This window comes from Priestia sp. FSL R5-0597, assembly GCF_038006305.1.
Lineage (GTDB): Bacteria > Bacillota > Bacilli > Bacillales > Bacillaceae_H > Priestia > Priestia zanthoxyli.
Window position 1 is genome coordinate 2,495,329 of sequence record NZ_JBBOUZ010000001.1, and the last position, 12,945, is coordinate 2,508,273.

Genomic DNA, 12,945 nt, shown 5'->3' on the forward strand with positions numbered 1-12,945 from the left:
CACGCAACATTGCCATTTTAACATAAACTTTTACATTATTTTAATTTTTTTGCGAAAAATGATGTTCATCCGCAGATATTTTGCCATTTTGTATCTTTTTCACAGTAAAAACACCTCTATTTCCGATATAAATAGAGGGTTTTATACGTTCATTATATAAAAGTTAACGATAAAAAACAACCTGTCTCTCTATCACTTGATAGATAACTTAAACGCAGTATCTTGCCACTTTTGATAAAGAAAAAGTAGAACAGCAATAACCATCATTAGTACAAATAATAAAAAATGATTCATTCCCTTCAGTGTATAAATGTCTAGTTTTTCAAAGATAGGACTCATGACAAATGCCTGAAATAAATCGAACGCTGCATTGATAATCATAAACATCCAAAAGCCAGGATAGGTAAAATAAAAAATAAAAAGCGTTCCTATTATAAATATGCCAAAAGGAAAAGGCGTCATATTAACAAAGAAAAAAAGAGTTTCATTGACTTCCCACCAGTTAAAGCGATCTGCGATTTGAAAAACCACCGTTAACAATACCACTCCGAATAGCGATACAGCCATATACCGCTTTACTCGCTCTTTATCAACTGCAAAAAGCAATAGCCAAGGACCGATAAAAAGCACCCACATTACGATTTGCGCCATGAGCTTTCCACCTTTCACTTTCAAAAAGAGAATATATATTATTCTGTCCTTATTTATGTAAAATAACCAAGAAAAGCACCCTTGTTAAAGGATGCTTTTCTTGGTTATCGTCGCAGTGTAAAGTTGAAATGTTCATTTACTATAGCTCCTAGCTCTTCAAGAAACTGCTGAGCAGTCATTTCCTCTACGCTTTGGGTATACCAAGCAAGCTGAGATTTTTTATGAACATTGTTGTAATATACATCTCTTGACCAATATGTTTTTGATCGGTATGTATAATTAAAGTGAATGAATAGTTCACTCCCGTCTGGACACTGCAACAACACGCGGTAATGTGGATTACGACGATTTTTATCTAAACTCATTTCTTTAATCTGCGCTAACATTATTCACCTCTAAAGCCATTACTTAATCATTTAAAGGTAAATGCCACACCACGCTATATCCTAGCTCTGCCATCAACTAGAAAATCATATATTTTCTAAAATTCTACACGATATAGGACAAAAGAGGAAGAGATAATTTATTGGTGGACGTGTAAAGTTTCATATAAATCTTTTAGCTGCTCAGGGTATTGAGACCTTACGTAATAACCTGTAGGACGGTGCTCGATTAAATGAGAAGCAAACAAATAGCCGATGAGCACGTGCATTTGTTCATCTGAGGCTTCTTGGTTTAATTCCCATTCGAGTCGTTCAGCTAAGTGTGAAGCCAGCTGTTTAATTTTTTCATCATGTGATAAAAAAAGCATTTTGTTCTCCCCCTTATAACGAATAAGTAATGCTGTGAATTTCAATAAAGACAACGTATTGCTTTTATAAGGATAATTATATTTTATTTTACAATAAAAGTATATAAATAGTTCTAAATATTCAAAATATAATTTGTTTCTTTTGAACTACTCGATAATCAACAAAAAAAGAAGCGGGAGCTGTCCCGCTTCTTTTACGTAAAAAGATATTCGATTACCGAAATTTATTCCACTTCCACTGCCCAGCCGAATGGATCTTCCACTGTACCATTTTGAATACCTGTTAGAGTGTCATACAGTTTTTGTGATACTTCTCCTGTGTTTCCACCGTTGATGACCATTTTCTCGTTATTCCAAAATAGCTCGCCAATCGGAGAAATAACTGCAGCTGTACCTGTTCCAAATGCCTCTTCTAGTTTGCCTTCCGAATAAGCTTGCTTAATTTCTTCCATAGAAATACGGCGCTCAGTTACAGGCATATCCCAGTGTTTTAGCAACTCAATGATGGATTTACGCGTAATTCCTTCTAAAATGCTTCCGTTCACAGATGGCGTTACTACTTCTCCATCAATTTTGAAGAAAATATTCATGCTTCCTACTTCTTCAATGTACTTGCGTTCAACTCCGTCTAACCACAGTACTTGTGAATAGCCTTTTGAGTCAGAAAGCTGCTGAGCTTTTAAGCTTGAAGCATAGTTTCCGCCTGTTTTAGCAGTCCCTGTCCCTCCGGCTACAGCACGAACAAATTCGCTTTCAACCGCAATTTTTACAGGAGCAATCCCTTCTTTATAATATGAGCCAACTGGAGATAGAATAATGATAAATTGGTAGCGGTCAGATGGCGCTACTCCTAAGTAAGGCTCTGTCGCGATGACAAATGGACGAATGTATAGTGATGTACCTTCAGCAGTAGGAATCCATTCGCGGTCAATTTTAATCAGCTGTTTTAACGCTTCTAATGCTAAGTCTTCGTCAACATGAGGAATACAAAGACGATCGTTTGATTTATTTAAACGTTTGAAATTCTCATCTGGTCTAAATAATAATACTTGCTCTCTTTTTGTTACATATGCTTTTAGTCCTTCAAAAACAGACTGCCCGTAATGAAAGATCATGGATGCCGGATCTAATGTGATAGGTTGATAAGGTACAATACGAGCATCGTGCCATCCTTGGCCTTCTGTATAATCCATAATGAACATATGGTCCGTAAAGACTTTCCCGAATTGCAATTGATCAGATTGCGGCTTTTCTTTTTTTGTTTGACTTAGTGTTACATCGATTGAATAAGTTGTCATAGTTGTTTCTCCTTGCTCTTTATATTTACGGGTTTTTCGCTTAAACCTCTATATAAGTTACATTGTACAACTTTAGGGAAGCGTGTCACAATAGTTAGAGACGAAAAATTCTAAAAATTTTATAAAAATTATAAAGAAATAGCACCTAATCGAATTAAGTGCTGAATTGAAAAGGTTTTCTTTCTAAAAAAACTATTTCTACATTTTATTTACAACCATTTATAAACCAATTTTCACTCGAAGCTTTTCATCTTGTATTGAAAATTGTTTGATTTTCCCTACTGGAATGACTTTCACTTTATCAATTTCATTGAGGTTGATATGAATTTGTTTTTCTTCATACGTAGTAACAGGCGGCTTATGAAAAATTCGATAGTTGATCCAATTTTGATTAAGAGGTTTCATTTCATGGATTTTGAATACAAGCGTACGTTCTTTGGCTTCAAGAGGTTCTAGCACAATAGAAAATGGAATTCTCACCAGAAATTTTTTAATAATTCCATTCACGTGAATATAGGAGTCTTGAAATGAAATAGAAAATTGCTGAATTTGATCTTGCTTTGTCATTTGCTTTTGAAAAATCCGCATGAGCATAGAAGCGGATATAGGAACGGTTACACCGCTTTCAGCCATCTTTTCTTTCATTTTCGCCTGCACATCATCACTAATCACATCGTTTAGCTTTCTCTGTACCCAATCCTTCATGATGCACCTCCGCTATGAAGTTATTTTTCTGTTTCCTCTAACGCATGAATTGAAGCTGTTAAGTGATTTGACACGTCGGCGAGCCGATCTTTTGTCAGCTTTCCTTCAGCAAGGTAGATGGGCTTCCCAAAGGAAATGACAACGGGCTCCTTTGAAAATATCTCTTTTACATTTGCGGGTCCTTTGTAAACTGCGGGTACAATAGGAACCTTTGCCATGCTCGCTATAGTGACTGCTCCTCTTTTTAAGGGAACGTCTTCCTCTGTTCGCGTGCCGCTAGGGAAAATCCCGACGATATGTCCTTCTTTTGCTAATTTAATAGGTGTTTTAATGCTGCTGGGTCCCGGGTTGTTACGATCTACTGGGAATGCGTTAAGTTTTTTTAATACATTACTAGTGAGTATATGATTAAAAAGCTCCTTTTTTGCCATAAAATGAATTTGGTGAGGCAAAATAGCCGCACCAAGCGCTACAACGTCTACCCATCCCTTATGCGAACAAGCGATCACAAAACCTGTGTCTGTTGGTAAAGACTCTTTATTCCTTATGTAAAGCTTGCCTCTTCTTTTTAATAAAAATTTACATGCGTGAGCCGCAAGATTATACATAAACATTTCCTCTTCCCTCTATTATTTGAAAATATATACAAAATTATATCACTTGATATTAATATCTGGTACTGAAAACTAAATGTAACATCTTTTTACACGATAGCTTACCTACTTCTCTATATATTGTAAAAAAGTAGATATTGAAACCTCTGTTTTTGGTCAACTTGACTAATGACATCCCTTAAAAAACATTTTACTATTAATGTATCATTCTAAATGTAATATTTATTAACATTACATGTGATATAATTAAAGGAGGTTTTTAGGTGAATAACCAAAATCGGCCGTTTCGACTAGCTTCATTAGGATTACAGCACGTACTCGCTATGTATGCAGGTGCCATTCTCGTTCCGCTGATGGTAGGACGCGCATTAAATTTAAATACACATGACTTAGCCTATCTCGTAGCCATTGATTTACTGACCTGCGGACTAGCTACGCTGCTGCAGGCTTGGACGAACAGGTGGTTTGGGATTGGCCTTCCTGTTGTACTTGGAAGCTCATTTGTAGCGGTGACTCCTATGATTGCAATTGGAACTCAATATGGAGTTAGTGCCGTTTACGGAGCGATTATTGCCGGTGGTATTTTCATCGTACTGGCAGCAAGTTTTTTAGGCAAAATTATTAAATTTTTTCCTCCAGTTGTCACAGGAACGGTTGTGACGATGATTGGTTTATCACTTGTACCATCCGCTGTCCGAAATATGGCAGGAGGAGTAGGAAGTAAAGATTTTGGTTCTCTTTCTAATCTTCTTCTATCTTTTGGTGTTCTAGCGCTTATTTTAATTTTAAATCGATTTTTCAGCGGTTTTCTTCGTTCTCTTTCTGTGTTGATTGGAATTGTAGCCGGAACAATAGCCGCTGTATTAATGGGAAAAGTTAATTTCACTAACTTTAATGAAGCTTCTTGGCTGCACATTCCCACTCCTTTTTATTTTGGGATGCCCACTTTTGAAATTGGACCGATTTTAACGATGATTCTCGTATGCTTAGTCATTATTATTGAGTCTACAGGCGTATTTTTAGCGTTAGGAAAACTGTGTGATCGGGAATTAACTGAAAAAGATTTTACAAAAGGCTACCGTGCCGAAGGAATCGCCATTGTTCTTGGAGGGCTATTTAATGCTTTTCCTTACAATACATTCGCTCAGAATGTAGGACTGGTTCAATTATCGAAAGTAAAAACAAAAAATGTAGTGGTAGTAGCCGGCTTTATTCTCGTATTATTGGGACTTGTTCCTAAAATAGCTGCTTTTACAACCATTATTCCTACTCCTGTTTTAGGAGGAGCAATGGTCGTGTTGTTTGGTTTAGTTATTTCATCAGGCATCAAAATGCTAAGCGCTGTTGATTTGGCTAAACAAGAAAATTTGCTGATTATTGCGTGCTCTCTTTCGCTGGGTCTTGGTGTAACGGTGGTACCCGATTTATTCGCCCAGCTCCCAAATGCTTTGCGTGTGATTGTAAGCGATGGAGTTATTACGGGAAGCTTGGCTGCCATTTTATTAAATCTCTTTTTTAACGCATCGGTTGAACAAAAAGTACCTTCTGTCTCTTTAGAGAAGACAGATTATTCAGAAGTAAAGTAAAGGTGGTTTAGTATGAATAATGTATCTGTGCAGTATGTAAATCAGCTTAGCAAGCAGCATTTTGTCTCATTAGTTGGCGATATATTTGAACATTCACCTTGGGTTGCAGAAGAGGCTTATTCTAAGCGCCCTTTCTCGTCCGTTGAACAACTTCATGGAAAGATGAAAGAAATTGTAGCGCAAGCATCTGTAGAAAAACAGCTTAAGTTGCTGAAAGCTCATCCAAATCTAGGTGAAAATATCGCTATGACATCTGCTTCTACTGAAGAACAAACAAAAGCAGGCTTACAAAACTTAACACAAAATGAGTATGAACAGTTTTCTTCTCTTAATGGAATGTATATGGAAAAGTTTCCTTTCCCTTTTATTTTGGCAGTACGAGGTAAACAAAAAGAAGATATTTACGAGGCAATGCAAAGTCGCTTACAGAATACCAAACAAACGGAGTTTGCTACAGCTTTAGAAGAAGTATATAAAATTGCTTTCTTTCGTTTAACTGATAAAATTACTGAAGATAAGGAGACAAAGAAACGAGCATGACTAAAATTACAACGCATATTTTAGACCTCACTCACGGATGTCCGGCTGCTTTTGTCAAAGTTGATTTCTATCACATCCAGTCAGAAAGTAAACGAATAAAGCTTTCTCATGGTACTACAAATGAAGACGGAAGATTAGCAAACCCGCTCTTCTCTTCTGAAGCGTTTGAATCAGGAGATTATGAACTTTTGTTCCATATTGGGGAATACTATAAAAAACAAGAAGTCCAAACAACAAATCCGCCCTTTTTAAATCAAGTTTCTGTTCGAGTCGGATTGTCTTCTGAACAAGAACATTATCACATCCCTTTGCTTGTGTCACCGTGGGGGTACCAAATTTATAGAGGAAGTTAAAAAAGAAACGGCGTCTTTAAACGTCGTTTCTTTTTTTAGTTGAGCAATTTAGACATATAGTACTCATCAATAAACAAACCTCCAATTCGCAGTGAATGTTTCTTTGTTCCTTCGATTCCAAATCCTACTTTATCATATAAAGAAAGAGCCTTTTCATGCTGTATAGCGACTGTCAGTTCAAGACGATGAATATGGTGTTCTCTCGCCCATTCTTCAAGTGCACCGATTAAAGCCGTCCCAATTCCTTGATTTTGAAACGTCTTTCGAATACCTAATGTCAAAGAAGCGATGTGAGCGTTTCGGTTAGCTTCGCCCCCTGTTGCAGCTATATATCCCACAAGCATCTCGTTTTCTTCTGCTACAATAATCGTAGAGTTTGGCTGCTGCTTAAAGATTTCGATGTTTTTCTCCTGCTGATCTGTACTCAGCTTTCGCTCTCCGCTTTCGAACAGCATAAACTTACTTTCTTCTTCAATCTGTTTAAGCAAATCTACAAAGTTTGCAGCATCATGTAATTCTAGTTCTCTAATTTCCATGCTGATCCCCCTTTTTGTGTGTCCCTTTTGTTTGTATATGTATTGGTTCACCTTTATAAAATATAGCTTTACAGTTTCTTACGAAAAATACGGCTTTTTAAGTAGCTGCAGTAGAACGAAAAACCTACTAATCTCCCTTTTTTTGAAATCCTTTTTTCCTCTGTATAATTTTAAATCACTTATCAACTTCTGTAAATTTTTTAGATTCCCTCTTTTAATTTCCATTTATCTTCCTTTTATATAGGTTTGAATTGGATATAAGGAGACCTTTTATAGAAAAAACATGACTATTATCCTGTTTTTTGTGAAGAAAGAAAGCAATAAATGTAATTTCACTTGTAATCGTTTAGAATAGAAAAAGTGGAAATTTTATGTACCTATCCTCCTTAATTATTGGTCTGTGAAAGGAAATTATTATGAAAGTACAACCCGCAAAATGTGGTGTATATGTCTTAAGCGGTCTAGGAGCTGTTACGGTGTTCTTCTTACTTTTACTTAAGAACAGTGCTTTCTTTCTAGAGGAAGAATACGACCAAAATAAACCTGAAGCTGCGCTTGCGGTGAGCGAACATACCTATCACCTTCACAAAGGTTCTATTAACTGGTCAAACGGCCGTTCAACAACAAAAAAAGAAATAAATGTATATGATTTATATACATACATATCGCAGCAAAAAAGTATCCCTTTAAAGCAGCAACAATTGGTTAAGCTCCATTTTCCCAACCTAGACGGCGCTTATATTCGCGGCGTGAGCGTGCATATATGGAAAAATAACGGTGAAAAAACCAAGCTGTTTGTCAAAAATAATGAATTTAAGATTCCTGAAAATCAAGGTTTTTACGTTGTAGATATCGTGATTAACTCTACAAGAGGAACAATGCAATATGCGGCAAATGTGCAAATACAGTAAGTTTGGCTGCAGTAAATAAAAGGGGCAGAAATTATAGAAGGGATCAAAAAGTTACCACAAAAAAAGAGAGCAATATGCTCTCTTTTTTATAAAATGAAAAAGACGTCCACGCAGGACGTCTTTGATGCGTTTGTGGCGGGGACCGTGTGACCACATTCACACGTTTAGCTCGAAAGCATGTCCTTCGACTTACACAAATTAGCTCATCGCTTTATTAATATAACATCTGCCATAGAAAAAAGCAACCAATTTTTAAATAGTTTTTTCTATTTATACATATTTCGCAAGAATCCACAAAATAATATGCATGCGTAGCTATTCACTCTCTACATTTTTAGTCTATTTTAACTCATATACGAATACACTAATAGACCAACCTATGCGCAGTTTTTGAAAAAGGATGTGAATAGCTTGTTTCAAATCACTGATTTCCCTGAATTTTCATGGTCCTATTCCAGGCATAAAATGATCACACAGTGCAAACGAAAGTATGCATATCATTATTATGTCTCACACAACGGATGGCTTGACAGCGCTTCTGCACAGTCTCAAAGCGCTTATCGTTTAAAAAAGGTTTCTACTTTATCTATGTACGCAGGACAAGCCGTCCGTCAGGTGATTACAGAAGCCATTTCTGACTATACATCTACACAGATTGTCCCGGGTGAACAAAATTTAGTGAAGAAAGTACAGCAGCTACTAAATAACGCACTGCGTGATTCTACTGACTATGGAGAGCTTTGGTATCATAAGCCTGCTCAGTATAAGATGCTTTTAGAATTCTACGAAAACGGCTATATTTCTAAAAAAGATCTTAAAGACATGCAAAAGCGGGTACACATTTGTGTACATAACTTTTTACAAAGTAAATCGTTTTGCGACGTGGTGTCTTCACCTTCTTTAGAAGTAGATTCTCCTCAGTCGTTTCGTTCTATAAATGTGTATGATCATAAAGTATATGCGCCTTTTCATTCCCTTTTTAAAAATCCAGTCACAGACGAATTTACGATTGTTGATTGGAAAACAAGTAAACAAACAAAAGATGATTTGTTTCAACTGGCAATTTACGCTCTCTACGTGCTAGCTGAATATAATATTTCCGTTGATCAGATAAAAGTCCGAAACGAATACTTGCTTTCAGGCAGTGCGCGTACGTATCAGCTTACTCTTCACGAAATTGAAGCTGTTCTTCGGCAAGTCGATACAAGCATTGACTATATGAAAACTTTTTTGGAACACTCAGAGGTAAATCAGCCTCTTCCGCTTGAGCATTTCCCTCAAGCAGATACGCCTTCCTCCTGTCACGGGTGTGCATTTAAAGAATTGTGCCAAACGGGATAAAAAACAGCTGAAGATGATTTATATTTTTTGCTAAACTTTTTTATTGTCAAAAGAACCTTTGCTAGCATATAATTTGCATTAAGGAAACATTTTATACTTCATATAAAAAAATTAGCTTGGGCTATTTATTGTTCATCAAAGAAAGGAGCACTAGACATGAAAGATCAAAACGGCAGTAAAGCATTATCAGCTATGCAGCTAAGTGCTCAAGACGTATTGTCGGGTAAAACAAAAGGAATTAAGCGATTATTACCTTTCTTAGGGCCTGCCTTTATCGCAGCGGTTGCTTATATTGACCCAGGTAATTTTGCTACTAACATCGCAGCAGGCTCTCAATACGGATACATGTTGCTTTGGGTTGTATTAATTTCTAACTTAATGGCTGTCTTAATTCAATCGTTATCAGCTAAATTAGGTATTGCAACAGGCTTGAATTTACCCGAGATAGCACAGGAACACTTCCCGTCCTTCGTTTCTTTTGGGCTTTGGATCCAAGGGGAATTAGTCATTATGGCGACGGATTTAGCAGAATTTATTGGGGCTGCTCTTGGAATTTATTTATTATTTCATATTCCTTTGTTCCCAGCTGCACTCATCGCAGCGGTAGGTTCTTTTGCTATTTTAGAGTTACAAAGACGAGGTGTTCGACTGCTAGAAGCAGCGATTGCGGCAATGGTTTTTATTGTGGTATTAGCTTTTGGGACTCAAATGTTTCTTGCACATCCAGACGGCGCAAGTGTTGTCCACGGCTTATTTGTCCCTCAGTTTCACGGGACAGACAGCGTGCTGTTAGCTTCTGGAATTTTAGGTGCTACAGTTATGCCGCACGCGATTTATTTGCACTCAGCTCTTACGCAGCGCCGCGTGGTAGGAACTACAGAATCGGAGAAAAAAGCGATTTTCCGCTTTGAATTTATCGATATTGTGATTGCCATGATTATCGCTGGTGCAATTAATGCAAGCATGCTGATTGTCGCAGCCGCTCTATTCTTTAAAAACGGACTAAACGTGCAAGATTTGGACGTGGCTTTTACACAATTTGAACATTTAATTGGTCCTTTTGCAGCTATTGCGTTCGGTGTTGGATTATTATCTTCAGGACTTTCAAGTTCTTCGGTCGGAACAATGTCTGGAGATGTCATCATGCAGGGATTTATTAAACGCAGAATTCCTTTATATCTTCGTCGTTTCATTACAATTATTCCGCCGCTTTTGATTATCGGACTTGGCGTAAATCCAACAAGTGCACTAGTTGTCAGTCAAGTTATTTTATCGTTCGGAATTGCATTTGCGCTTGTACCTCTTATCATGTTTACAAGTAATAAAAAAATCATGGGCGGGTTGGTTAATCATAAAGCAACAACTACTGTAGCTTGGGTGATAGCTGCATTAGTCATTTGTTTAAATATCTTTTTGATTTATCAAACGTTAGCGCAGTAAAGCAAATAACTTAGCCAAATGGTGTTTTAAAAAAAAGAGACCTCAATTGTTAGGCAGTACCTAACCCTTTGAGGTCTCTTTTTTAGCATTTTTATTAGCCGATAGTAGAAATGAAATGGACAAGAGTTCCAATAATAGCCGACACCACTAAGCAAACCAGTGGATATAAATAAGTGTAGCTTTCTTTACGGATTGAAAGAATACGGTCAACAATAAAAATAAGAATGACGCCCATCATTCCAAATTCAAACATTAAAAATCCAAAAATACCATGAAATATGAATGACATGATAAAATCAATTTTTTTACTGCGTTCTTTAACAAAAGCGCTGACTAATAAATCAACAATAACTGTGCCTAACGTCCCCATTATTAAAAAAAAGGGCGTAAAGAACAAAAGGTATAAAGGAAATAATTCGCTGAAATGCGAACTGTTTTTCTTTATAGTAAAATTGGGAATTGACTCTTTTATCCCTGGTATAAAACAAAAAAGCAAAGCGAAAAGAAAGGCAGCTATGATAGCCGCTGATAGTTTTCTATTTAAATGCATGTTTATTTTTTTATTACTGAATTCAGTATTTGTGTTTGTATGTTTATGATTCATATGTCTTTAACGTGATGTACGCACCTTTTCCTTTCTCGTAACTTTTTATCCACATTTTATGTCCAACTTTTGTTACCAGCACTTACAATGATACACGTTCTTTTTAAAATTGACTACATTAACACGTTTAATGTCTACTCTCTTTTTCTATAAAACAAAAGACAGGCGTTTTTTCTATATGTAATTAATACTCTTGTTTAGCTCCTTTAACAGGATAAAATTGTGCATCCGTTGTGGAAACATAATATTGACCGTGTTTTGATCGTTCTCCAAACGCTAATCGATCATCGGTTTCATCTTCTGTCGCTACCCGACTTACAGGCGCCATCGTTTCATCTGTTGCTGAAATGGTGTCTGCTCCAGGGGCATGTTTAGGCTGAGGGTTTTTGTAAGTGACGTGCGTATCGCCTTGTTTGTCTTCACAAGCGGCGAGACTTGTGAACAAAACAGCCGCTACAAGGCTTCTGGTAACTATTTTCTTCATGTTATTCCTCCAATGACTAGTCTATATACTATGCTACATGGTATTTATCTGGGAATCAAGGATAAGATTAGTTTACTATGCAGGAAGAAGAAAAAGTGACTGAAGTCAGTGAGATTTGGAACGGATATAGGACTTTCAGAGACTTTTGTACTTGTTTTTACAACAAAAAAAGAGACGATTTACGCCTCTTTTTGTTTGTTCGTATTACGAATTTAGTTCATCTAAAATTGAATGCAGTTCACTTAAATGGGTAATTTCATAAGTAGGAATGACTTCATTTCGCTCTTTATCGTGACGATTAATCCATACAGATTTCATTCCAACGCGAGAAGAACCCAGTATATCTGTCATTAAATTATCTCCAACCATGATCGCTTCATCTTTCTTTAAATCCATAAGTGATAAAGCATGGTCGAAAATAGATGGATCAGGCTTACCCCGGCCAAATGCCCCTGAAATCACAATCTCATCAAAATATGGAACTAGTTCTGATGTAATATCTAATTTGGTATTTTGTAAGTCAGGTGAACCGTTTGTTAACAGCAGCAGCTTGTACTTTCCTTTTAATTGATCAAGCACTTCAAACGTTTCTTCGTATACAAAAGGTGTTTTGCGGCGCTCTAATGGAAAACGTTCAGCTAATTCCGCTCCAAAAGCATCGTCGTGAATTCCTAGAGCACGAAGGCCTCGAGTCCAAGCTTCTTTTCGATAAGTAGGAACAATATCTTTCATTTTTCGGAATTGATCATGATCGTCTAAAAAATTTCCCCATAACCCTTCAAATGGATTAATGCCAATCATTTGCGTAAATTCATAGGTTTCATACGAAGCATATAATTCTCTTGCTTCCTTACGCACCGCTTCTTCTAGTTCTTCAGGTTTTAGATTATATTTTTCACTTGCATATGTACATGTTGCAACGAATGCTTCTTTTACGCTTTTTTGATCCCAAAGTAGCGTGTCATCTAGGTCGAAAAAAACCGCTTTAATCATGGATGTGTGTACCCCCTACTGTTTTTGAAAAAGTTTAACTATTCTTACACTAGATTACAAGGATACACACAATAAGTCTAGTGTATTTGCAATTTATTGTGTAAATTTATTTTTATAAAGGATCACCTTTACAAACAA

At 36.6% G+C, this 12,945-nt stretch carries 16 protein-coding genes; 6 read left to right on the plus strand and 10 right to left on the minus strand.

Annotation, left to right across the window (positions count from 1 at the left end; translation table 11 throughout):
- Positions 1 to 192 precede the first annotated feature (192 nt).
- From MKX72_RS12680 to MKX72_RS12705, 6 genes are all read right to left on the minus strand, one after another.
- The gene (locus MKX72_RS12680; protein WP_034266457.1) at positions 193 to 651 is read right to left on the minus strand and encodes a hypothetical protein; all 459 of its coding nucleotides are present in this window, start codon (positions 649 to 651) and stop codon (positions 193 to 195) included.
- Positions 652 to 755: 104 nt separating this feature from the next.
- Positions 756 to 1,037 carry a hypothetical protein gene (locus MKX72_RS12685; RefSeq protein ID WP_028413191.1) on the minus strand — a complete coding sequence of 94 codons (282 nt, stop codon included), beginning with the start codon at positions 1,035 to 1,037 and terminating at the stop codon, positions 756 to 758.
- 137 nt (positions 1,038 to 1,174) lie between these two features.
- A complete protein-coding gene (locus MKX72_RS12690; RefSeq protein WP_155008086.1) occupies positions 1,175 to 1,402 on the minus strand; it encodes a hypothetical protein in 228 nt (75 codons plus the stop codon).
- A gap of 224 nt (positions 1,403 to 1,626) precedes the next feature.
- Positions 1,627 to 2,700, minus strand: a complete 1,074-nt coding sequence (locus tag MKX72_RS12695; protein WP_154988686.1) for a branched-chain amino acid aminotransferase — start codon at positions 2,698 to 2,700, stop codon at positions 1,627 to 1,629.
- 219 nt (positions 2,701 to 2,919) lie between these two features.
- Entirely contained in the window at positions 2,920 to 3,405 is a 486-nt protein-coding gene (locus MKX72_RS12700) for a hypothetical protein (RefSeq protein ID WP_028413188.1), read from the minus strand.
- A 20-nt stretch (positions 3,406 to 3,425) separates the two neighbouring features.
- Positions 3,426 to 4,013, minus strand: a complete 588-nt coding sequence (locus MKX72_RS12705) for a lysophospholipid acyltransferase family protein (protein ID WP_154988683.1) — start codon at positions 4,011 to 4,013, stop codon at positions 3,426 to 3,428.
- A gap of 269 nt (positions 4,014 to 4,282) precedes the next feature.
- Between MKX72_RS12705 and MKX72_RS12710 the strand changes: the two genes are divergently transcribed.
- Genes MKX72_RS12710 through uraH form a run of 3 tightly spaced genes read left to right on the plus strand, consistent with a single transcriptional unit; the run spans position 4,283 to position 6,498 of the window.
- Positions 4,283 to 5,605: a nucleobase:cation symporter-2 family protein gene (locus tag MKX72_RS12710; RefSeq protein WP_155008085.1), complete on the plus strand. Its 1,323-nt coding sequence runs from the start codon at positions 4,283 to 4,285 to the stop codon at positions 5,603 to 5,605.
- 12 nt (positions 5,606 to 5,617) lie between these two features.
- Positions 5,618 to 6,145 (plus strand): 2-oxo-4-hydroxy-4-carboxy-5-ureidoimidazoline decarboxylase, encoded by a 528-nt coding sequence (gene uraD / locus MKX72_RS12715; RefSeq protein WP_028413185.1) that lies wholly within the window; start codon positions 5,618 to 5,620, stop codon positions 6,143 to 6,145.
- Positions 6,142 to 6,498: a hydroxyisourate hydrolase gene (gene uraH / locus MKX72_RS12720; protein WP_033579098.1), complete on the plus strand. Its 357-nt coding sequence runs from the start codon at positions 6,142 to 6,144 to the stop codon at positions 6,496 to 6,498. Before uraD ends, uraH begins: the two co-directional genes overlap by 4 nt.
- 35 nt (positions 6,499 to 6,533) lie before the next feature.
- Here the strand turns inward: uraH and MKX72_RS12725 are convergent, their stop codons facing one another.
- Positions 6,534 to 7,034 carry a GNAT family N-acetyltransferase gene (locus tag MKX72_RS12725; RefSeq protein ID WP_048019258.1) on the minus strand — a complete coding sequence of 167 codons (501 nt, stop codon included), beginning with the start codon at positions 7,032 to 7,034 and terminating at the stop codon, positions 6,534 to 6,536.
- Between the two features lie 416 nt (positions 7,035 to 7,450).
- On the opposite strand from MKX72_RS12725, the gene MKX72_RS12730 reads away from it, so the two are divergent.
- From MKX72_RS12730 to MKX72_RS12740, 3 genes are all read left to right on the plus strand, one after another.
- Positions 7,451 to 7,945 (plus strand): hypothetical protein, encoded by a 495-nt coding sequence (locus MKX72_RS12730; RefSeq protein WP_155008084.1) that lies wholly within the window; start codon positions 7,451 to 7,453, stop codon positions 7,943 to 7,945.
- A 402-nt stretch (positions 7,946 to 8,347) separates the two neighbouring features.
- Positions 8,348 to 9,286 (plus strand): PD-(D/E)XK nuclease family protein, encoded by a 939-nt coding sequence (locus MKX72_RS12735; protein ID WP_230624648.1) that lies wholly within the window; start codon positions 8,348 to 8,350, stop codon positions 9,284 to 9,286.
- Positions 9,287 to 9,442: 156 nt separating this feature from the next.
- Positions 9,443 to 10,726 (plus strand): Nramp family divalent metal transporter, encoded by a 1,284-nt coding sequence (locus MKX72_RS12740; protein WP_028413180.1) that lies wholly within the window; start codon positions 9,443 to 9,445, stop codon positions 10,724 to 10,726.
- 94 nt (positions 10,727 to 10,820) lie between these two features.
- Here the strand turns inward: MKX72_RS12740 and MKX72_RS12745 are convergent, their stop codons facing one another.
- The 3 genes from MKX72_RS12745 to MKX72_RS12755 form a co-directional block, all read right to left on the minus strand.
- Positions 10,821 to 11,330, minus strand: a complete 510-nt coding sequence (locus tag MKX72_RS12745; RefSeq protein WP_155008083.1) for a hypothetical protein — start codon at positions 11,328 to 11,330, stop codon at positions 10,821 to 10,823.
- Between the two features lie 184 nt (positions 11,331 to 11,514).
- A complete protein-coding gene (locus MKX72_RS12750; RefSeq protein WP_155008082.1) occupies positions 11,515 to 11,814 on the minus strand; it encodes a hypothetical protein in 300 nt (99 codons plus the stop codon).
- 204 nt (positions 11,815 to 12,018) lie between these two features.
- Positions 12,019 to 12,807 carry an HAD family hydrolase gene (locus MKX72_RS12755; protein ID WP_033579103.1) on the minus strand — a complete coding sequence of 263 codons (789 nt, stop codon included), beginning with the start codon at positions 12,805 to 12,807 and terminating at the stop codon, positions 12,019 to 12,021.
- Positions 12,808 to 12,945 lie beyond the last annotated feature (138 nt).